Source organism: Caulobacter sp. HJHS_5 (assembly GCF_056683955.1).
In genome coordinates this window covers 465,317-482,847 of the sequence record NZ_JBWZNC010000001.1, presented here as the reverse complement: position 1 = coordinate 482,847, position 17,531 = coordinate 465,317, and the positions used below count along the sequence as shown (strand labels likewise).

19 protein-coding genes are annotated in these 17,531 nt (G+C 68.8%); 12 read left to right on the top strand and 7 right to left on the bottom strand.

Going from position 1 to position 17,531, the window contains the following annotated elements:
* Position 1 precedes the first annotated feature (1 nt).
* Complete coding sequence (locus ACFLIT_RS02525) at positions 2–1,048, top strand: formylglycine-generating enzyme family protein (protein ID WP_479909598.1); 1,047 nt, start codon at positions 2–4, stop codon at positions 1,046–1,048.
* On the opposite strand, the gene ACFLIT_RS02520 is transcribed toward ACFLIT_RS02525, so the two are convergent.
* A complete protein-coding gene (locus ACFLIT_RS02520; protein WP_479909597.1) occupies positions 1,049–1,375 on the bottom strand; it encodes a hypothetical protein in 327 nt (108 codons plus the stop codon).
* Positions 1,376–1,531: 156 nt separating this feature from the next.
* Between ACFLIT_RS02520 and ACFLIT_RS02515 the strand changes: the two genes are divergently transcribed.
* Both ACFLIT_RS02515 and ACFLIT_RS02510 read left to right on the top strand, forming a co-directional pair.
* Positions 1,532–2,227, top strand: a complete 696-nt coding sequence (locus ACFLIT_RS02515) for an EF-hand domain-containing protein (RefSeq protein WP_479909596.1) — start codon at positions 1,532–1,534, stop codon at positions 2,225–2,227.
* A gap of 127 nt (positions 2,228–2,354) precedes the next feature.
* Entirely contained in the window at positions 2,355–2,771 is a 417-nt protein-coding gene (locus ACFLIT_RS02510; RefSeq protein WP_479909595.1) for an ArsR/SmtB family transcription factor, read from the top strand.
* Positions 2,772–2,948: 177 nt separating this feature from the next.
* Here ACFLIT_RS02510 and trpE read toward each other — a convergent pair whose 3' ends face one another.
* Both trpE and ACFLIT_RS02500 read right to left on the bottom strand, forming a co-directional pair.
* Positions 2,949–4,484 (bottom strand): anthranilate synthase component I, encoded by a 1,536-nt coding sequence (gene trpE, locus ACFLIT_RS02505; protein ID WP_479909594.1) that lies wholly within the window; start codon positions 4,482–4,484, stop codon positions 2,949–2,951.
* Positions 4,481–6,403 (bottom strand): peptidylprolyl isomerase, encoded by a 1,923-nt coding sequence (locus ACFLIT_RS02500; RefSeq protein ID WP_479909593.1) that lies wholly within the window; start codon positions 6,401–6,403, stop codon positions 4,481–4,483. The genes trpE and ACFLIT_RS02500 overlap by 4 nt, the downstream gene beginning before the upstream one ends.
* 215 nt (positions 6,404–6,618) lie before the next feature.
* Here ACFLIT_RS02500 and tpiA point away from each other — a divergent pair, with 215 nt between their 5' ends.
* The 3 genes from tpiA (at position 6,619) to ACFLIT_RS02485 (ending at position 9,655) form a co-directional block, all read left to right on the top strand.
* The gene (gene tpiA / locus ACFLIT_RS02495) at positions 6,619–7,368 is read left to right on the top strand and encodes a triose-phosphate isomerase (RefSeq protein ID WP_479909592.1); all 750 of its coding nucleotides are present in this window, start codon (positions 6,619–6,621) and stop codon (positions 7,366–7,368) included.
* Between the two features lie 86 nt (positions 7,369–7,454).
* Positions 7,455–7,943, top strand: a complete 489-nt coding sequence (gene secG, locus ACFLIT_RS02490) for a preprotein translocase subunit SecG (protein ID WP_479909591.1) — start codon at positions 7,455–7,457, stop codon at positions 7,941–7,943.
* Between the two features lie 62 nt (positions 7,944–8,005).
* A complete protein-coding gene (locus ACFLIT_RS02485) occupies positions 8,006–9,655 on the top strand; it encodes a CTP synthase (RefSeq protein WP_479909590.1) in 1,650 nt (549 codons plus the stop codon).
* A gap of 31 nt (positions 9,656–9,686) precedes the next feature.
* On the opposite strand, the gene ACFLIT_RS02480 is transcribed toward ACFLIT_RS02485, so the two are convergent.
* The 3 genes from ACFLIT_RS02480 to ACFLIT_RS02470 are packed head-to-tail and all read right to left on the bottom strand — an operon-like array spanning position 9,687 to position 11,107.
* Positions 9,687–10,334: a glutathione S-transferase family protein gene (locus tag ACFLIT_RS02480; RefSeq protein ID WP_479909589.1), complete on the bottom strand. Its 648-nt coding sequence runs from the start codon at positions 10,332–10,334 to the stop codon at positions 9,687–9,689.
* Positions 10,331–10,771, bottom strand: a complete 441-nt coding sequence (locus ACFLIT_RS02475) for an SRPBCC family protein (protein ID WP_479909588.1) — start codon at positions 10,769–10,771, stop codon at positions 10,331–10,333. The genes ACFLIT_RS02480 and ACFLIT_RS02475 overlap by 4 nt, the downstream gene beginning before the upstream one ends.
* 3 nt (positions 10,772–10,774) lie before the next feature.
* On the bottom strand, positions 10,775–11,107 hold the full coding sequence (locus ACFLIT_RS02470; protein ID WP_479909587.1) for an ArsR/SmtB family transcription factor: 333 nt from the start codon (positions 11,105–11,107) through the stop codon (positions 10,775–10,777).
* A gap of 167 nt (positions 11,108–11,274) precedes the next feature.
* Between ACFLIT_RS02470 and rpmF the strand changes: the two genes are divergently transcribed.
* From rpmF to eno, 3 genes are all read left to right on the top strand, one after another.
* Positions 11,275–11,457, top strand: coding sequence for a 50S ribosomal protein L32 (rpmF, locus tag ACFLIT_RS02465; protein ID WP_479909586.1), 183 nt, complete (start codon positions 11,275–11,277; stop codon positions 11,455–11,457).
* 76 nt (positions 11,458–11,533) lie between these two features.
* A complete protein-coding gene (locus tag ACFLIT_RS02460) occupies positions 11,534–12,163 on the top strand; it encodes a GDSL-type esterase/lipase family protein (protein ID WP_479909585.1) in 630 nt (209 codons plus the stop codon).
* Entirely contained in the window at positions 12,160–13,443 is a 1,284-nt protein-coding gene (gene eno, locus ACFLIT_RS02455; RefSeq protein ID WP_479909584.1) for a phosphopyruvate hydratase, read from the top strand. The genes ACFLIT_RS02460 and eno overlap by 4 nt, the downstream gene beginning before the upstream one ends.
* 25 nt (positions 13,444–13,468) lie before the next feature.
* On the opposite strand, the gene ACFLIT_RS02450 is transcribed toward eno, so the two are convergent.
* Positions 13,469–14,662 (bottom strand): low temperature requirement protein A, encoded by a 1,194-nt coding sequence (locus tag ACFLIT_RS02450; RefSeq protein WP_479909583.1) that lies wholly within the window; start codon positions 14,660–14,662, stop codon positions 13,469–13,471.
* A 109-nt stretch (positions 14,663–14,771) separates the two neighbouring features.
* Here ACFLIT_RS02450 and ACFLIT_RS02445 point away from each other — a divergent pair, with 109 nt between their 5' ends.
* From ACFLIT_RS02445 to ACFLIT_RS02435, 3 genes are read left to right on the top strand one after another with little or no spacing between them, the layout of a single operon-like run.
* Positions 14,772–15,068 (top strand): FtsB family cell division protein, encoded by a 297-nt coding sequence (locus ACFLIT_RS02445; RefSeq protein WP_479909810.1) that lies wholly within the window; start codon positions 14,772–14,774, stop codon positions 15,066–15,068.
* A gap of 45 nt (positions 15,069–15,113) precedes the next feature.
* On the top strand, positions 15,114–16,115 hold the full coding sequence (pdhA, locus tag ACFLIT_RS02440; protein ID WP_479909582.1) for a pyruvate dehydrogenase (acetyl-transferring) E1 component subunit alpha: 1,002 nt from the start codon (positions 15,114–15,116) through the stop codon (positions 16,113–16,115).
* Complete coding sequence (locus ACFLIT_RS02435; protein WP_479909581.1) at positions 16,112–17,530, top strand: pyruvate dehydrogenase complex E1 component subunit beta; 1,419 nt, start codon at positions 16,112–16,114, stop codon at positions 17,528–17,530. The genes pdhA and ACFLIT_RS02435 overlap by 4 nt, the downstream gene beginning before the upstream one ends.
* Position 17,531 lies beyond the last annotated feature (1 nt).

Below are 17,531 nucleotides of genomic sequence, written 5' to 3'. Positions count from 1 at the left end.
GATGTCGCGAACGCTCTTCACCGTCGCCGGGCTTGGCGGCGTCTTGCTGGCCGGTTCGGCCGCCTCGCAGCCCCTGCCGCCAGCGCCCCCCGGCGTGGTGCAGCCGGGCGCGCCGCCCGCGCCCTATTATCCGCCGGTCGCCCGGCCGCCGATCACCCCGGCGGACTACACCAACAGCGTCGGCATGGACTTCATGCGGATCAAGGCGGGGACGATGATCGCCGGGGCTTATGAGCCGTGCGTGATCCTGCCGCCCGACCCGAACGCCGCGCCGCCGACCCCGGCGCCTCGGCCGCCCGCCGCCGCGGCGCCCGCCGGGCCGCCGCCGGTCGACCTGACGCCGCTGCCGCCGGCTTCGCCCGTGCGGTTCACCTGCCCGACGACCTTTGGGACCCAGCGGCCCGGCTGGTCGCCGGAGCAGTATGAGCGGGCCGAGGAGATGGTGCGGCAGGCCACCGTGCCCGGCTTCGTGGTGACGATGAAGAAGCCGTACCTGATGGGGCGCTACGAAGTGACCCAGGGCGAGTGGAAGAAGGTGATGGGCGGCAACCCTTCGATCTTCCAGGGCGCCAAGGTGACCGACAACGCCGACCGGCATCCGGTGGAGAACGTGACCTGGGCGGACGCCAAGGCCTTCGTGGCGAAGCTGAACCAGATGGAGAAGACTACCGCCTATCGCCTGCCCACGGAGATGGAGTGGGAATGGGCGGCGCGGGCCGGATCGTTCCGGGCGCCTTCCGTGGCGGGGCAGCCCGGCGAGAACGTCATGGCCCATGTGGGGATGCAGGGCCCGACCGCGCCGGTGGGGACCAAGGCGCCGAACGCCTTCGGCCTGTACGACGTGATCGGCAATGTGTGGGAGTGGGTGGACGACTTCTATAACGAGAAGATCGTGCCCGGCCCGACGCCGCCGGCCAGCGGCAAGACCCACGTGCTGAAGGGCGGCAGCTACATGTCGCACGTCAACGACCTGGGCTCGGCGATCCACGCCGGCGGGCCGGGCGATCCGTTCACCACGGGGTTCCGGATCGTGAAGGACGTCGAGTAGTCAGCGGACGGTTCGGCCGATCAGCCAGAGGTGCAGGGCGTGGGCCCCGACCAGACCCATGCCCTGAAACAGCATCACCGGGACGCCGAGGTGCTCCTGTCCGACGCGAGGCGGCGGTCCCGCAACGAGGAGCGCCGCCGTACCGCCGAGCAGGAGCGCGCCGAGGACGGGGGCGAGGGCGATGTGGCGCGGCGCGGTCCAGTTGACCTCGCCGGAGAAGCCCCACTGCATCGGCAGGCGGAGATGGTCCTCGTAGCGCCGGTTCGCCCGAACCGAGAGCGCGATCAGCAGAGCCGTGAACACCGTGGCGATCAGGACTTCGAGCATCGGCCTCCTCCTCAGGGGAGTTTGCGCCGAGGAGGCTTCGGTCGTCCAGAAGCTCTGTCATGACACGAAAAGCATTGCCGCCGGACACGGCTTTGCTTTGCTGCGGGGGTCGAGGGCGGTTGGCTGAAAACGCACCGCGCCGGTGAAGGAGCAGCGATGACGTGGCGGCCCAAGAAGACCGACAAGCTGGAGGTTCGCCTCTCGACCGAGACGAAGCAGGCGTTTCTCGCGCGCTGCAAACTCGAGGGCCGGTCGGCGAGCGAGGCCGTTCGCGATTTCATCGAGCTCCACCTGGCGCGGCCCATCAGCCAGGAGACCCTCACGATGATCGCTCGTTCCCCCTTCGCCTATGCCGGGCTCGCCGCCGCCGCCGTCGCGGGCTTGGTGATGATCTCGGCCCAGCCCAGCCGCGCCGAGCCTGACTTCGCCGGCGCTTTCAAATCGATCGACCGCGATGGCGACGGGCGGTTGAGCCGGGACGAGTTCGGCGGGCCGGGACCGGCCGGGGCCTCCAGCGCGCCCGCGAAGCCCAGCGAGGGCGGGACGCTGAGCCTCGACTTTTCGGAGGCCGACACGAACCAGGACGCCGCCATCAGCTTGGCCGAATTTACCGCCTCCAGCCGCGCCGCCATCCTCAAGCGTTTCCTGGCGCTGGACGCCGACAGCGACGGGAAGCTGACCCTCGCCGAACTGGAGCGGAGCGGGGCGCTGCTGAAGCCGGTCGCGCGGGAGGGCGCCAAGGGGCCGCCCTCGGGCATGGCGATCTCGGGGCCCGTGCAGCGTCTGTTCGCCAAGACGGACAAGAACCACGACGGGTTCGTGACGCCCGCCGAGTTCGGGGTGCAGCCCTAGGCTGCGCGGCAGGGATATTAGTGTGGGCTAATATCGGACCATTAGCGCCGGCTAATGGGCATATTAGTTTCCGCGAATATGCTTATGAGGCGGCGCTAATATTAGCCGAATCTGGTTACCAAGGCGCATGAACGCGCACGCCCCAGCAGCCGGATTTCATTCGCCGCCGACCGAGCAGGCCTTCGACGTGCTGGGCGACCCGGTGCGCCGTCGCCTGCTCGAGCTGCTGGCGGGCGGCGAGCGGACTTCCGGCGAGATGACGCTGGTGGTTCAGGCGGAGTTCGGGATCAGTCAGTCGGCGGTGTCGCAGCATCTGAAGGTGCTGCGCGACAGCGGCTTCGCCACGGTGCGGGCCGACGGGGCGAAGCGGATCTATGCCGTGGCGGCCGGGCCGCTGAGCGAGGTCGACGCCTGGCTGCAGCCGTTTCGGGTGTTCTGGACGGTGAAGGTGGAGGCCCTGGCGACCGAGGCGCCGCGCGGGAAGAAGCGGCGGGCGATGGAGGTCCAGCCTGCCGCGGATGACGGGCAACTGGAGATGTTTTGAGAAATGTTGAGATCGGAACCCCTCTCCCTCGAAGGGAGAGGGGCAGGGGTGAGGGTGCGTGCATGGTGTTGGAGATAAGGCACTTGAGGGCGCTGCCTCGAACCCATTTACCGAAGCGCCTCGCGAACACCCCCATCCCCGACCCTTCCCCCTTCGAGGGGGAAGGGCGTGCGCCCGCTAGTTAAACCGCCAGGCTTCCTCGGCGGCGCGTTTGAGGGCGCGGGACTTGTGGAGGGTCTCGTCGTACTCGGCGTTGGGGTCGCTGTCGGCCACGAGGCCGCCGCCGGCCTGGACGTAGAGCATGCCGTCCTTCACCAGGCCGGTGCGCAGCACGATGCAGGTGTCGACCGAGCCGTCGGCGCCGAAGTAGCCGACCGCGCCGGAATAGCCGATGCCGCGCTTTTCGACTTCCAGTTCGTCGATGATCTCCATCGCCCGCACCTTCGGGGCGCCGGAGACGGTGCCGGCGGGCAGGGCGGCCATCAGTACGTCGACCGGATCGACCCCTTCCGGCGCATCGCCCTCCACGTTGGAGACGATGTGCATCACGTGGCTGTAGCGCTCGATGATGAAGCTGTCGGTGACGCGGACCTTGGGGGTGCGGGCCGGCTTGCCGGGCTGGTTGCTGTGCTCGTCCTTCAGGCGGGCGACGCGGCCGACGTCGTTGCGGCCGAGGTCGAGCAGCATGAGGTGCTCGGCGCGCTCCTTGGGATCGGCCAGCAGTTCGGTTTCCAGGGCCAGGTCCTGCTCGGGCGTGGCGCCGCGTGGGCGGGTGCCGGCGATCGGGCGGATGGTGATCTTGCCGTCCCTGAGGCGCACCAGGATCTCCGGGCTGGAACCCACCAGCTGGAAGCCGCCGAAGTCGAGGAAGAACAGGAAGGGCGACGGGTTGGTCCGGCGCAGCGAGCGGTAGAGGGCGAGCGGCGGCTGGGTGAAGGGCGCGCGGAAGCGGTGGCTGGCCACGACCTGGAAGATGTCGCCGGCGGCGATGTAGTCCTTGGCCTTGCCGACGACCTCGACGTAATCCGCGCGGCTGACCGGAGTTTCGAACGGAGCCTGTTCGATGGGGGCCGTGACGGTGGGCGCGGGCAGGGGGCGGCGCAGTTCGTCGCGCACCGACTCCAGCCGGGCGACGGCGGCGGCGTAGGCGTCGGGAGCGCTCGCGGACGAAGGGCGCACCGTGGTGGCCAGCAGGATTTCCTGGGCGATGGCGTCGAACACCGCGACGACCGACGGGCGGATCATCACGCCGTCCGGCAGGCCCAGCGCATCGGGATTGACGTTGGGCAGGCGCTCGGCCAGCCGGATCATGTCGTAGCCCAGGGCGCCGAACACGCCGGCGACCATCGGCGGCAGGCCGGCGGGCAGGTCGAAGCGATTGGCGGCCACGAGGTCGCGCAGGCTGTCGAGCGCGCCGCCCGACTGGGCGACGAAGCGGCCGGCGGCGATGGCGTCCGGGCCGTCCGCGATCTCGGCCACGTCGCCCGTGCAGCGCCAGACGAGGTCCGGCCGCATGGCGATGGCGGAGTAGCGGCCGCGCCAGGCGCCGCCCTCGACGCTCTCGAAGAGGAACGAGTAGGGGCGGCCGTGGGCGATCTTCAGATAGGCCGAGACCGGGGTCTCGAGATCGTCGATCAGCCGCGTCCAGACGACCTGGGGAAGCCCGGCGCCATAGCGTTCGGCGAAGGCCTCCGGGGCGGGCTCGAAGCTCACTGAGCGGCCTTCTCGGCTCCGGCGCCGCCCATGGTCTTGGGATCGATCCCGAGGGCCATGCGGGCGCGGTTGAGATCGGTCTTGGTCTTCAGCAGGCGCGCGGCCTCGCCGCGGGCGCCGTTGGCCACGGCGCGCAGGACGCCCTCGCCCGTGGTGCGGTCCTCGCCGAGGCTGGCCTGGGCGATCGTCTCCGTCGGGCCGGGCTTGACCGCGTCGAGCTTGACGACGGCCATGCCGCCATTGGCCTGGGCGACGAAGACCTCGCCGGTCTTGGCGGCGAAGGCGTGCTGCAGGATGTCCTGACCGAGGGCCTGGTTTTGCTGGGCGCGCAGGCGGTCGAGGCCGGGGGCGGTCTGCATCTTGGCGCCGGTGGAGGCGGCGATGGCGCTGAGCGCCTCGCCTTTCTTGGCGCGTTCCGCCAGGGCTTCGGCCCGTTGGGTCAGGCGATCGATCATCTTGCGCTGCATGTAGGCCTGGGTGAGCTCGGTCTTGACCTCGGCCAGGGCGGGCAGGGCGGGCGGGATGATCCGCTCGACGCGGACGGCGTAGTACTCGCCTTCGCCGGCCTCGGTGACGTCGCTCTCGCCGCCGGCCGGCAGGCCGTAGGCGGTTTCGAGGATCTTCGGCGTGATGCCGGTGTTCGAGCCGCCCGGCAGCACCTGGCCCTGGGCGCTGATCGGGCCGACGGTGAAGGTCGTCGCGCCGGCCTTACCGGCGGATTCCAGCAGGTTGGAGCCGGCGTTGTGGGCCGTCTCATAGGCTTCGGTCTGCTTGTCGACCTGTTCCAGGGCGGTCTCGTTCTTCAGCTCGGCCTCGATGGCCGAGCGATTGGCTTCGAGCGTCGGGACGACGCCGGGGGTCACCTTGAGGACCTTGACCACGACCGTGCCCAGGTCGCCGGCGACCGAGCCGGAGACCTCGCCGTCCTTCAGGGCGAAGGCGGCGTCGGCGACCTTGCGGTCGGGCAGGGCGGTCTTGGGCTTGTCGGTCAGGATCAGGGCGTCCTTGCCCACCGACTTGGCGACCGCGGCCGGATCCTCGCCCTTGCGCAGGCGGTCGGCGACGCCGGCGGCCTGTTGCGCCGTGACCGGGATCACCGCCACCGAACGCGTCTCGGGCTTGGCGAGGCCGTCCTTGCGGAAGTTGAAGCGCTCCTGAACCTTGGCCGGATCGACGGTGGCGCGGGCGGCGATGGCCGGCGCCGAGAAGCGCACGATCGACAGCACGCGGAATTCCGGCCGGGTGAGCTGGGCCTTGTTCTCGTTCATGAACGCCGTCAGCTCGGCGTCGGTCGGGGCCGGCACGGCGCCGACCATCTGCGGGGTGACCGTCAGATAGGAGATGTCGCGCTGCTCCAGGGCGAAGGCGGCGGCGAGGGCGTTGTAGATGCGCGGCGGCTTGAGGCCGCCGCCGACGCCGGCGACGAAGTGGGTGGTGGCGATCTCGTCGCGCAGCAGGGCCTCGTAACGCTCCGGCGTCAGACCGCTCTGGGCCAGGCGCTGTTGATAGATGGCGTTGTCGAACTGGCCGGTGACCGGGTTGAACAGGCCGGTGTTCTTGCGCAGCTCGGCGGCGATCAGCTTGTCGGACGGGCGCACGCCAGCGCGGCGCAGCCATTCGGCGAGGGATTCACGGGCGGCCAGTTCCTGCAGCACCTGACGGTCGCCGCCCTGGGCGACGACTTCCTCGACGGTGGCGGGGCGCTGGTTCTGCTGGTCGACCTGGGCCTTGAAGCCGTCGAAGTTCCGCTTGAACTCGTCGGGCGACATGGTGCGCGAGCCGGCCTTGATCACCCAGTCGCTGACGCGACCGGAGTTGAACACGTCCTGAATGCCGAAGACGGCGAAGCTGACGATCAGCACCGCCAGGAGGACGGCGGCGTAGGGAGACTTCGCGAACTTGCGAACGGCGGCGAGCATGACGGAGAAACCTTCGGTCTTTGCGGCCACGGGCGCGCGAAAGGCTCGGCCGTGAGCGGAGCGGTATAGTAGACGCCGCTGCAAGGCCGCAAGCGCCGCGGCGGCGCCCATCGGAAGGCGCCGTTCTTGGAAATGAGAGCTGTATACAGTTGTGAGGGTGACAGGCCGCGCGGCTTCGCTTAGGCGAGACGGATCAATCGCCTAGGAGCGCCCCGTTGTCACGACCACGCCCCCTGATCGCCGGAAACTGGAAGATGAACGGCGTGTCTGGCGATCTGGACGAGCTGCGGACGCTGATCGCGGGGCTGGACCGCCAGCCCGTGGCGGCCCGCGTGGGCCTCTGCCCGCCGGCCACGCTGCTGCACCGGATGGCGGAGATCGTCGGCGGCACGCCGATCCAACTGGGCGGCCAGGATTGCCACGCCAAGGCGAGCGGGCCATGCACGGGCGACGTTTCGGCCGAGATGCTGGCCGACGCGGGCGCGCGACTGGTGATCGTCGGCCACTCCGAACGTCGCACCGACCACGGGGAGACCGACGCCCAGGTGCGGGCGAAGGTGGAGGCGGTGCTGCGCGCCGGCCTGGAGCCGATCGTCTGCGTCGGCGAGAGCGCCGCCGACCGCGCGGCGGGCCGCTGCGTGGAGGTGGTGAGCGGCCAGGTGGAAGGCTCGCTGCCGGACAGCCTGGACGGCAAGGCGTTCAGCGTCGCCTATGAGCCGATCTGGGCGATCGGCTCGGGGCGCACGCCGACGCTGGAGGAGATCGCCGAGGTGCATGCGGCGATCCGCGCGGCGCTGACGGCGCGTTTCGGCGAGACGGGCGCGACGACGCCGATTCTCTATGGCGGCTCGGTGAATCCGAAGAATGCGTCGGAGATCCTGAAGGTGGCCGAGGTCGGCGGGGCCCTGGTCGGCGGCTGCTCGCTGAAAGCCGCGGATTTCCTGCAGATCATCCGGGCGGCTTGATCCCCGCCGCGACGACCCCAGCTATGGCGTGCGACGCCGGCTGGTGATAGACGGCGCGTTTTCCAGAAGACGGCCCAAGAAGTTCCATGCTGATCGGCATCCTGCTCACCATCAACATCATCGTCTGCCTGGCGCTCACCGGCGTTGTGCTGCTGCAGCGCTCCGAGGGCGGCGCGCTGGGCATGGGCGGCGGGCCGACCGGCTTCATGACGGCGCGGGGCGCGGGCGACCTCTTGACCCGCACGACCTGGATTCTGTTCGGCGTGTTCCTGGTGCTGAGCCTGGCCCTGACCATTCTTTCCGGCCGCAGCGAGGCCAGTTCCTCGGTCGTCGACCGCCTGAAGATCGACGGCGTCGATCCGAACAGCCTGCAGGCCCCGGCGGCGCCCGCGCCGACCACGCCGGCCCCGACCAGCCCCAACGCCACGCCGGGCGCGATCACCGCCCCGACGCCGCAGGTCAGCGGCCTGCCGCAGCCCGCCGCCCGCACGCCGGCCGCCGCCGCGCCGACGCCGACCGTTCCTGCCCCGACCGCCCTGACGCCGACCGCCCCGGCGCCGGCTCCGGCGCAATAAAGCTGTTGGCGAATTTGCGGAACCGGAGCGCCGATCTCGAATCGGCTCTAATCTGATCGCCCATGGCCCGGTACATCTTCATCACCGGCGGCGTGGTCTCCTCCCTCGGAAAAGGCCTGGCGTCCGCCGCTCTCGGCGCGTTGCTGCAAGCACGCGGTTACAAGGTCCGTCTGCGTAAGCTGGACCCCTATCTCAACGTCGATCCGGGGACGATGAGCCCCTATCAGCACGGCGAGGTCTTCGTCACCGACGACGGCGCCGAGACCGACCTCGACCTGGGGCACTACGAACGGTTCACCGGGGTTTCGGCCAGCAAGGCCGACAACATCACCACCGGTCGGATCTACCAGACGATCATCGAGAAGGAGCGGCGAGGGGACTACCTGGGCGCCACCGTGCAGGTGATCCCGCACGTCACCAACGAGATCAAGGAATTCGTGCTCAGCCCCGCGCTGGACGAGAACGGCGACGAGGCCGACTTCGTGCTGGTGGAGATCGGCGGCACGGTGGGCGACATCGAGGGCCTGCCGTTCTTCGAGGCGATCCGCCAGTTGCGCCAGGAGCTGCCGCGCGGCGAGACCTGCTTCGTGCACCTGACCTTGCTGCCGTTCATCAAGACGGCCGGCGAGATGAAGACCAAGCCGACGCAGCACTCGGTGAAAGAGCTGCGTTCCATCGGCATCCAGCCCGACGTGCTGCTGTGCCGCTGCGAGCAGCCGATCCCGCCGGAGGAAAAGCGCAAGATCGGCCTGTTCTGCAATGTGCGGTCGAGCGCGGTGATCCAGGCGATGGACTCGGCCTCGATCTACGCCGTGCCGATCGACTATCACCGCGAGGGTCTCGACGCCGAGGTGCTGGACGTGTTCGGCATCAAGGACGCCCCGGCCCCCGACCTGTCGCGCTGGCAGGCGATCGACGACACCGTGCGCCACCCTGACGGCGAGGTGACCATCGCCGTCGTCGGCAAGTACACGGTGCTGAAGGACGCTTATAAGTCGCTGATCGAGGCCCTGACCCATGGCGGCCTGGCCAACAAGCTGAAGGTCAATCTCGACTGGGTCGAGAGCGAGACCTTCGAGGGCGAGCCCGGCGCGGCCGCGGCGCGGCTGGAAGGGGTGCACGGCATCCTGGTGCCGGGCGGCTTCGGTGAGCGCGGGTCGGAAGGCAAGATCCGGGCGGCGCAGTTCGCGCGCGAGCGCAAGGTGCCCTATCTCGGGATCTGCTTCGGCATGCAGATGGCGGTGATCGAGACCCTGCGGAACGTCGCCGGCATGCCCGACGCCTCGTCCACCGAGTTCGGCCCGACCGACAAGCCCGCCGTCGGCCTGATGACCGAGTGGATCAAGGGCAATGAGATGGTCAAGCGCCGGGCCAACGACGACCTGGGCGGCACCATGCGCCTGGGGGCGTTCGACGCGGTGCTGACCAGCGGATCGAAGGTGGCCGAGATCTACGGCTCCAACGCCATCAGCGAGCGCCATCGCCACCGCTATGAAGTGAACATCGGCTACGGCCACCTGCTCGAGAAGGCGGGGATGCAGCTTTCCGGCCGCTCGCCCGACGGGGTGCTGCCGGAGATCGTGGAACTGACGAACCACCCGTGGTTCATCGGGGTGCAGTTCCACCCGGAACTGAAGAGCCGCCCCTTCGCGCCGCACCCGCTGTTCTCGAGCTTCATCGCCGCGGCGAAGGAGCAGAGCCGGCTCGTCTAGGGGCGCTCTTCGTCCGAGCCCCCTGCGGTTCTCAGGCGGCGTCGGCCGCCGCGAAGTGGGCCATCTGGTCGGCGTAGGCCTTCTTGAAGGCCGGGCGGGCCGTGGCGCGGGCGACGAAGGCGTGGCAGGCGGGATGGTTCGCCAGCCCGTCGAACTTGTTCACCTGACGCAGCACGTCCGCCATCAACAGGTCGGCGACGGTGAAGCGGTCGTCGACCAGCCATTCGCGCGTGGCCAGCACGGCCTCCAGGCGGTCCAGGCGAAGCTTCATGAAGGTCTCCACGAACTCGGCCTCGGGAGACTGGCGGGGAAAGCCCATGAAGCGGAACAGGGCCCAGGGCTGGCTCGGCAGATCGACCGAGTTGAGCGCGGCGATGACCCATTCGAGCACCTGGGCGCGGCCGCGCGGGTCGGTGGGCATCAGCGCCGGGCTCTTTTCGGCCAGGTGCAGCAGGATGGCGCCGCTTTCGAAGACGACGATATCGCCGTCGGTCAGCCACGGGACCTGGCCGAAGGGCTGGGCGGCGAAATGATCGGGGCCGCGATCCCGGAAGGGCGTGGAGTCCACCCGGTAGGGTAGGCCGGCCTCTTCCAGCGCCCACCGCACACGCAGGTCGCGGACGAGGCCGCGCGGCGCCTCGGGAACCCAATCGTAGGTGGTGAGGATCAGGTCGCTCATGGTTGGACTCCCAGGAAGACAGGCAGTTTGTCGAGCAAGCCGTTCCAGCCGTTTTCGTGGCTGGCGCGGGCGGCTTCGTCGGGCAGGCGCTCGTGAGTGAGGGTGAGGACGGTTCCGTCCTCGGCCGGCTCGAGCTGGAAGGTCACCAGCGACTGCGGCTCGGCCACGCCGGGCAGGTCCCAGGTGAAGGCCAGGGTCTTTTCGGGGATGACCGTCTGGTACACCCCGGTCGGATTGTACTCTTCACCGCCGAGCACCCGGAAAGTGACGCTGAAGCGGCCGCCGGGGCGCACGTCGCAGTCGACGGCGAGGGTCGGCCCCGCGTCGGGCCCCCACCAGAGCAGCATCTGGTCGGGTTGGGTTATGGCCGCCCAGATGCGGGCTGGCGAGGCCTTGATGCGGCGGACGAGGGTGACGCTGGGCAGGTGAGGGGGCATGCCTTAGTCGTCCTGTTCAACGAGGGCGGTGAGGCGATCGAGGCTGACCGACCAGAAGCGTTCGTAACGATTGAGCCAGGCGACGGCTTCCCGCATCGGAGCCGGCGAGAGGGTGACCGCCACGGTGCGGCCGGTCTTGGTGCGGTGGATCAGGCCGGCGTCGGACAGCACGTCCAGATGCTTGGTCATGCCCGGAAGCTTCAGGGAGAAGGACTCGGCGAGGTCGCTGACCGACAGGCCCGGCTCGTCGATCAGGCGCTGCAGCACGCCCCGCCGGGTGGCGTCGGAAAGGGCCCAGAAGGTGCGATCCATATCGGAGGAATAATGCTTCGCCATGTAGCGAAGTGTTGTCCGGGCGACCCGTTGCTGTCAAGACGCGAGGCGTTCGGGTGGCGCGTTGCAGCGGGTCTTGATCCTGCCGCCAGATTCAGGCATAAGCCGCGCCTCATTCGGCGGCCCGATGCGGCCGCCGTTCCCTTTTACGCAGACCTTCGAGTTATCCGATGGCCGTTCCCAAGCGAAAAACCAGCCCTTCGCGTCGCAACATGCGTCGCTCGCACCACGCTCTGGGCGCCAACTCCTATGTCGAGGACAAGGAAACCGGCGAACTGAAGCGTCCGCACCACGTCGACCTGAAGACCGGCATGTACGGCGGCCGTCAGGTCCTGACGCCGAAGGAAGACTAGTCTTTCACGCGTTTGCGTAAGCGACGGCGCCCCCGGCGACAGCCGCGGGCGCCGTTTTGCGTTTGGGGCCAAACCGTTGGACAAGACCGATCTGCGGGCCTGTTTCCTGGGTGACAGCTATGTGCTGGGCCAGGGCGACGAGGCGGCGCTGGGGTGGCCAGGCCGGGTGGCGCAGGCCGCGCTGGCGCGGGGCTGCAGGCTGACCGCCTACAACCTGGGAATTCGCGGCCAGGCGGGGTTCGAGATTCTGGCCCGCGCGCCGGCGGAGGTCGGGCCTCGGCTGGCCGGCGCGGACGCCCGCGCCCTGGTCATCGCCTTCGGCACGAACGACCTGAGGCTATCGCGGCCGCTCGCCGAATCCCTTGGCGCGCTCGAGGGCCTGCTGGCCCTGGCCGACTCGCTGGATGCGACGCCCTTTGTCGTTTCGCCGGTACGCCGGCTTGGTCCGACCGACCGGTTCCTCGCCGAGCTTTCCGAGGGCATGGCCAAGACAGCGGCGCGCGCCGGGGCGGCATGGCTCGATGTGCGGGCGACGGGCGTCGACTGGAAGCTGTGGTGGCGGGAGGCGCGGATGCGGGATGGCGCGCACCCCGGGGCGGCGTCCTATTCGGCTTACGCGCAGGCGTTCGACGCCTGGCCCGACTGGCGCGCCTGGACGCAAGCGGCTAAAGGCACGGCCACGCACAACTCCGAGGAACTTCCATGACCGAGATCGTCGATATCGTCGCCCGCCAGATTCTGGACAGCCGGGGCAATCCGACGGTCGAGGTCGACGTCACCCTGGAAGACGGCGCCTTCGGTCGCGCCGCCGTGCCGTCCGGCGCCTCGACGGGCGCCCACGAGGCGGTCGAGAAGCGCGACGGCGACAAGAGCCGCTGGCTCGGCAAGGGAGTGAGCCAGGCCGTGGACGCGGTGAACGGCGAGCTGTTCGACGCCCTGGGCGGCATGGACGCCGAGGACCAGCGCCGCATCGACGCGACGATGATCGACCTCGACGGCACCAAGAACAAGGCGCGCCTGGGCGCCAACGCCATCCTCGGCGTCAGCCTCGCCACCGCCAAGGCGGCCGCGCAGTCGGCCGGCCTGCCGCTGTACAAGTACGTCGGCGGGGTTTCGGCGCGCGTGCTGCCGGTGCCGATGATGAACATCATCAACGGCGGCGCCCACGCCGACAATCCGATCGACATCCAGGAATTCATGATCCTGCCGACCGGCGCGCCGGACTTCGGCGAGGCGCTGCGCATGGGCGCCGAGATCTTCCACGCCCTGAAGAGCAAGCTGAAGGCCGCCGGCCACAACACCAACGTCGGCGACGAAGGCGGCTTCGCCCCGAACCTGGCCTCTGCCGAGGAGGCCCTGGCCTTCATCGTGAACGCGGGCGAGGCGGCGGGCTACAAGGCCGGGTCCGACTTCCTGCTGGGCCTGGACGTGGCCTCCACCGAGTTCTTCAAGAACGGCAAGTACGAGCTGGAAGGGGAAGGCAAGACCCTCGATCCGGCCGGGATGGTCGACTACCTGGCGGGCCTGGTCGGCGCCTTCCCGATCGTCTCGATCGAGGACGGCTGCGGCGAGGATGACTTCGAAGGCTGGAAGCTGCTGACGGACAAGCTGGGCGGCAAGGTGCAGCTGGTGGGCGACGACCTGTTCGTGACCAACCCCGAGCGCCTTTCGATGGGCATCGAGAAGGGCCTGGCCAACTCGATCCTGGTGAAGGTGAACCAGATCGGCACCCTGTCGGAAACCATCGACGCCGTCGACATGGCCCACCGGGCGGGCATGACCTCGGTGATGAGCCACCGTTCGGGCGAGACCGAGGATTCGACCATCGCCGACCTGGCGGTGGCGCTGAACTGCGGTCAGATCAAGACCGGCTCGCTGGCCCGTTCGGACCGGCTGGCCAAGTACAACCAGCTGCTGCGCATCGAGGAGATGCTGGGCGATCAGGCGATCTACGCCGGCAAGGCCGCCCTCAAGGGCCGCGGCTGACCCTGACGACGACGGGCGAGGGCGATTAGGCCCTCGCCCGCTCGGCCGCCTCGGCGCCGTGCGCGCCGTGGGCGATGAGCCAGCCTTCCCAGGCTGCGACGAGGATCATGATCAGGGTGGTCGCCCCGCTGAGCGCGAGCGGCGACAGATGGCTCGCGACCGGCCATAGGGCGGCTATGGCCAGGAGGCCGGCGACGCGCGGGGCCGAGACCTTGCCGCTGACGGCGTATTTGAACAGCGCCGCGCCTAACAGATAAAGCGCCCCGCCGGTCAGGATGACGGCGATGGTCGAGCCCTCCGCATGGCCGGTGGGGTGGTGCAGCACCTTCTCGTCGCCGACGGCGGTGACGATGATCCCGGCGACGATCGGGATGTGCAGATAGGTGTAGGCCGAGCGGGCGAGGGCGCCGGGGTCCTGCGCGTGGCTGATGCGCTGGGCGCCGAGTTCGACGACGTTGCTGAAATAGATCCACCACATCGCCACCGTGCCGAGGAAGGCGACGGCGAAGGCGGTCCAGTTGATGGGCGCATTGGGGAGGCCCGCGGCGCTGGCCCCGGTCGACAGGATGGATTCGCCCAGGGCGATGATGATGAACAGGGCGCAGCGCTCGGCCAGGTGCGCGCCTTCGACGTTCCAGTCGGCGCTGTGGGCGCGGCCAATGAAGGGCAGCCAGAAGCCGGCGAGGGCGCCGCAGCTTTCGAAGAGGATGGCGCCGCCCCAAATCCAGAGGCGGGCGTGCTCGTCGGCGAAGGCACCGACCGCCCAGGCCGAGGCGATGACGCCATGCCAGGTCAGCAGGCGGATGAAGGTGCCGCGCACCGGCCGGTTGGAATGGCCGGCCCACAGCATGAAGCCGCTGCGGGCGATGTGGGTGAAGCCATAGGCGAGGCCGAAGATGACCGCGCGCTCGGCGAAGGCCCGCGGCAGGGAGGTGGAGATGACCAGGCTGGCGAGCATCAGGGTCAGCAGCGCCAGGCGGACGGGACGCCGCTCGGGATTGAGCCAGTTGGTGACCCAGGCGGTGTCGATCCACTGCCACCAGACGCCCAGCAGCAGGATGCCGGTCTCCAGCCAGCCCTTGGGCGAGGCGTCGTGCAGGAGGGTGTGGGAGAGTTGGGTGATGGCGAAGACGAAGACCAGGTCGAAGAACAGTTCGACGTAGGTCACGCGGCCGGCCTCGTGGCCGCCGCTTCGCGTGCGTAGCAGTCGATCCGACATGCGATTCCCCCTGGTTTCGACATCGCCTCGCAACGGAGCCTTAACCACGATCGCGGAGGGTTCAACTGTCGCCGACTCGCGTTTCGGCGAGGGAGAATTCGTTCCGGTGCTGCTGTCTCGCCTGAAGCCTTACGCGCCCACCGCGGCCCTGCTGACGCTGATCGTCTATTTTGGATTTCATGCGTTTACGGGAGATCGCGGCCTGCTGCTCCGATCGCAGCGACAGGCCACTTTAGCCATGCGCGAAAAGGAACTTAACACTGTTCGCACTGAGAGGATGGACCTGGAAGCACGGGCCCGTCTATTACGTGATGAGAGCTTGTCGGCCGACCTGCTCGAAGAACGAGCCCGTTCTCTGCTTGGGTTGGCCGACCCCCGCGATTACGTAATCCGCCTCGGGCGCTGACGGGTTTTTTCACCTGTCCGTCAAGAAGTCGGACAGGGAGCGAACATGGCGAAGACCCCCCGGAAGCCTGCGGGCGCCGAGGCCGGCAAAGACGAACTGCTCGGCTATTATCGTGAGATGCTGCTGATCCGACGCTTCGAGGAGCGGGCCGGTCAGCTCTATGGCATGGGCCTGATCGGCGGCTTCTGCCATCTTTACATCGGCCAGGAGGCCGTTGCGGTGGGGATGCAGGCCGCGTCCCGGCCGGGCGATCAGGTGATCACCGGCTACCGCGACCACGGCCACATGCTGGCCGGCGGCATGGACCCCAAGGAAGTCATGGCCGAGCTGACCGGCCGGGCCGGCGGCTCGTCCAAGGGCAAGGGCGGCTCGATGCACATGTTCGACGTCGGGACCGGCTTCTACGGCGGTCACGGTATCGTCGGCGCCCAGGTGAGCCTGGGCACGGGCCTGGCGTTCGCCGACTGGTACCGTCAGGACGGCAAGGTGGCCTACGCCTACTTCGGCGACGGTGCGGCCAACCAGGGCCAGGTCTACGAGAGCTTCAACATGGCGCAGCTGTGGAAGCTGCCCGTGGTCTATGTGATCGAGAACAACCAGTACGCCATGGGCACCAGCATCGAGCGCTCGGCCTCGGAGATCCGTCTCCACCGCCGCGGCGTCTCGTTCAACATTCCGGGCGAGGAAGTCGACGGCATGGACGTGCTGGCGGTGCGCGCCGCCGGCGAGAAGGCCGCCGAGCATGCCCGCAGCGGCCAAGGCCCCTACATCCTTGAGATGAAGACCTACCGCTATCGCGGCCACTCGATGTCCGACCCGGCCAAGTACCGGACCAAGGACGAGGTCGACGACGTCAAGAAGACCCGAGACCCGATCGACCACGTGCGCATGCTGCTGAACAACGCCGGCGCGACCGAGGACGAGCTGAAGGCCATTGAGGAAGAGATCAAGGCCATCGTCGCCGAGGCCGTGGAATTCGCCAAGACGAGCCCTGAGCCGGACGTGTCCGAGCTGTACACCGACATCTATCTGGAGGCCGCTCAATGAGCACGGACATCCTCATGCCCGCGCTCTCTCCCACGATGGAGGAGGGCACCCTGGCCAAATGGCTGGTCAAGGAAGGCGACACCGTGAAAGCCGGTGACGTCATCGCCGAGATCGAGACCGACAAGGCGACCATGGAGGTCGAGGCCGTCGACGAGGGCGTGATCAGCGCCATCCTGGTGGCCGCCGGCTCCGAAGGCGTGAAGGTCAACACCCCGATCGCCCGCCTGGGCGGCGAGGGCGGCGAGGGCGGCGCGGCCGAACCGGCCGCCGCTCCGGCCCCCGTGGCCAAGGACGCGGCCGGCGAAAGCAAGGCCGGCGATCCCGAGAAGGCGCCGCCGGAAGCCGCCAAGGCTCAGCCGGAAGGCGAGGGCCCGACGCCAGTGAAGCCGACCGCGCCGAAACTGGTCGATCCGGAAATCCCCGCCGGAACGAAGATGACCAAGATCACCGTGCGCGACGCCCTGCGCGACGCCATGGCCGAAGAGATGCGGCGGGACGACCGAGTATTCCTGATGGGCGAGGAAGTCGCTCAGTATCAGGGCGCCTACAAGGTCAGCCGCGACCTGCTGCAGGAGTTCGGCGACCGCCGGGTGATCGACACCCCGATCACCGAGCACGGCTTCGCCGGCGTGGGCGTGGGCGCGGCCATGGCCGGGCTGAAGCCGATCGTCGAGTTCATGACCTTCAACTTCGCCATGCAGGCGATCGACCAGATCATCAACTCGGCGGCCAAGACGCTCTATATGTCTGGCGGCCAGATCAAGTGCTCGATCGTGTTCCGCGGTCCGAACGGCGCCGCCGCTCGCGTGGCCGCACAGCACAGCCAGGACTACAGCGCCTGGTACGGCCAGATCCCCGGCCTGAAGGTCGTCGCGCCCTATGACGCGGCCGACGCCAAGGGCCTGCTGAAGGCCGCCATCCGCGATCCCAACCCCGTCGTCTTCCTCGAGCACGAGATGATGTACGGCCTGGAGTTCGATATCCCGGAGGTCGACGACTGGATCGTGCCGATCGGCAAGGCCAAGGTTCGCCGCGAAGGCTCGGGCGTGACCATCACCGCCCACTCGCGGATGGTCGGTTTCGCCCTGAAGGCGGCCGAGGAACTGGCGGCCCAGGGCATCGAGGCCGAGGTCATCGACCTGCGGACCATCCGCCCGCTGGATCACGAGACCATTCTCGAGAGCGTCAAGAAGACCAACCGTCTGGTCACGGTCGAGGAAGGCTGGGGCCCGATGGGCGTCGGCGCCGAGATCGTGTCGCGGATCATCGAGCATGGGTTCGACTACCTGGACGCGCCGCCGCTGCGCGTCCACGGCGAGGACGTGCCCATGCCCTACGCCGCGAACCTCGAAGCCCTCGCGTTGCCCTCGGTCGACAAGATCGTCCAGGCGGCGAAGTCCGTGGCCTACAAGTGAG

Bases quoted from the DNA above. Each gene is read 5' to 3' on its own strand.
- ACFLIT_RS02525 (WP_479909598.1), top strand. From the start codon at position 2: ATGTCGCGAACGCTCTTCACCGTCGCCGGGCTTGGCGGCGTCTTGCTG.
- ACFLIT_RS02520 (WP_479909597.1), bottom strand. From the start codon at position 1,375: ATGCTCGAAGTCCTGATCGCCACGGTGTTCACGGCTCTGCTGATCGCG.
- ACFLIT_RS02515 (WP_479909596.1), top strand. From the start codon at position 1,532: ATGACGTGGCGGCCCAAGAAGACCGACAAGCTGGAGGTTCGCCTCTCG.
- ACFLIT_RS02510 (WP_479909595.1), top strand. From the start codon at position 2,355: ATGAACGCGCACGCCCCAGCAGCCGGATTTCATTCGCCGCCGACCGAG.
- ACFLIT_RS02500 (WP_479909593.1), bottom strand. From the start codon at position 6,403: ATGCTCGCCGCCGTTCGCAAGTTCGCGAAGTCTCCCTACGCCGCCGTC.
- secG (WP_479909591.1), top strand. From the start codon at position 7,455: ATGCTGATCGGCATCCTGCTCACCATCAACATCATCGTCTGCCTGGCG.
- ACFLIT_RS02485 (WP_479909590.1), top strand. From the start codon at position 8,006: ATGGCCCGGTACATCTTCATCACCGGCGGCGTGGTCTCCTCCCTCGGA.
- ACFLIT_RS02480 (WP_479909589.1), bottom strand. From the start codon at position 10,334: ATGAGCGACCTGATCCTCACCACCTACGATTGGGTTCCCGAGGCGCCG.
- ACFLIT_RS02475 (WP_479909588.1), bottom strand. From the start codon at position 10,771: ATGCCCCCTCACCTGCCCAGCGTCACCCTCGTCCGCCGCATCAAGGCC.
- ACFLIT_RS02470 (WP_479909587.1), bottom strand. From the start codon at position 11,107: ATGGCGAAGCATTATTCCTCCGATATGGATCGCACCTTCTGGGCCCTT.
- rpmF (WP_479909586.1), top strand. From the start codon at position 11,275: ATGGCCGTTCCCAAGCGAAAAACCAGCCCTTCGCGTCGCAACATGCGT.
- eno (WP_479909584.1), top strand. From the start codon at position 12,160: ATGACCGAGATCGTCGATATCGTCGCCCGCCAGATTCTGGACAGCCGG.
- ACFLIT_RS02450 (WP_479909583.1), bottom strand. From the start codon at position 14,662: ATGTCGGATCGACTGCTACGCACGCGAAGCGGCGGCCACGAGGCCGGC.
- pdhA (WP_479909582.1), top strand. From the start codon at position 15,114: ATGGCGAAGACCCCCCGGAAGCCTGCGGGCGCCGAGGCCGGCAAAGAC.
- ACFLIT_RS02435 (WP_479909581.1), top strand. From the start codon at position 16,112: ATGAGCACGGACATCCTCATGCCCGCGCTCTCTCCCACGATGGAGGAG.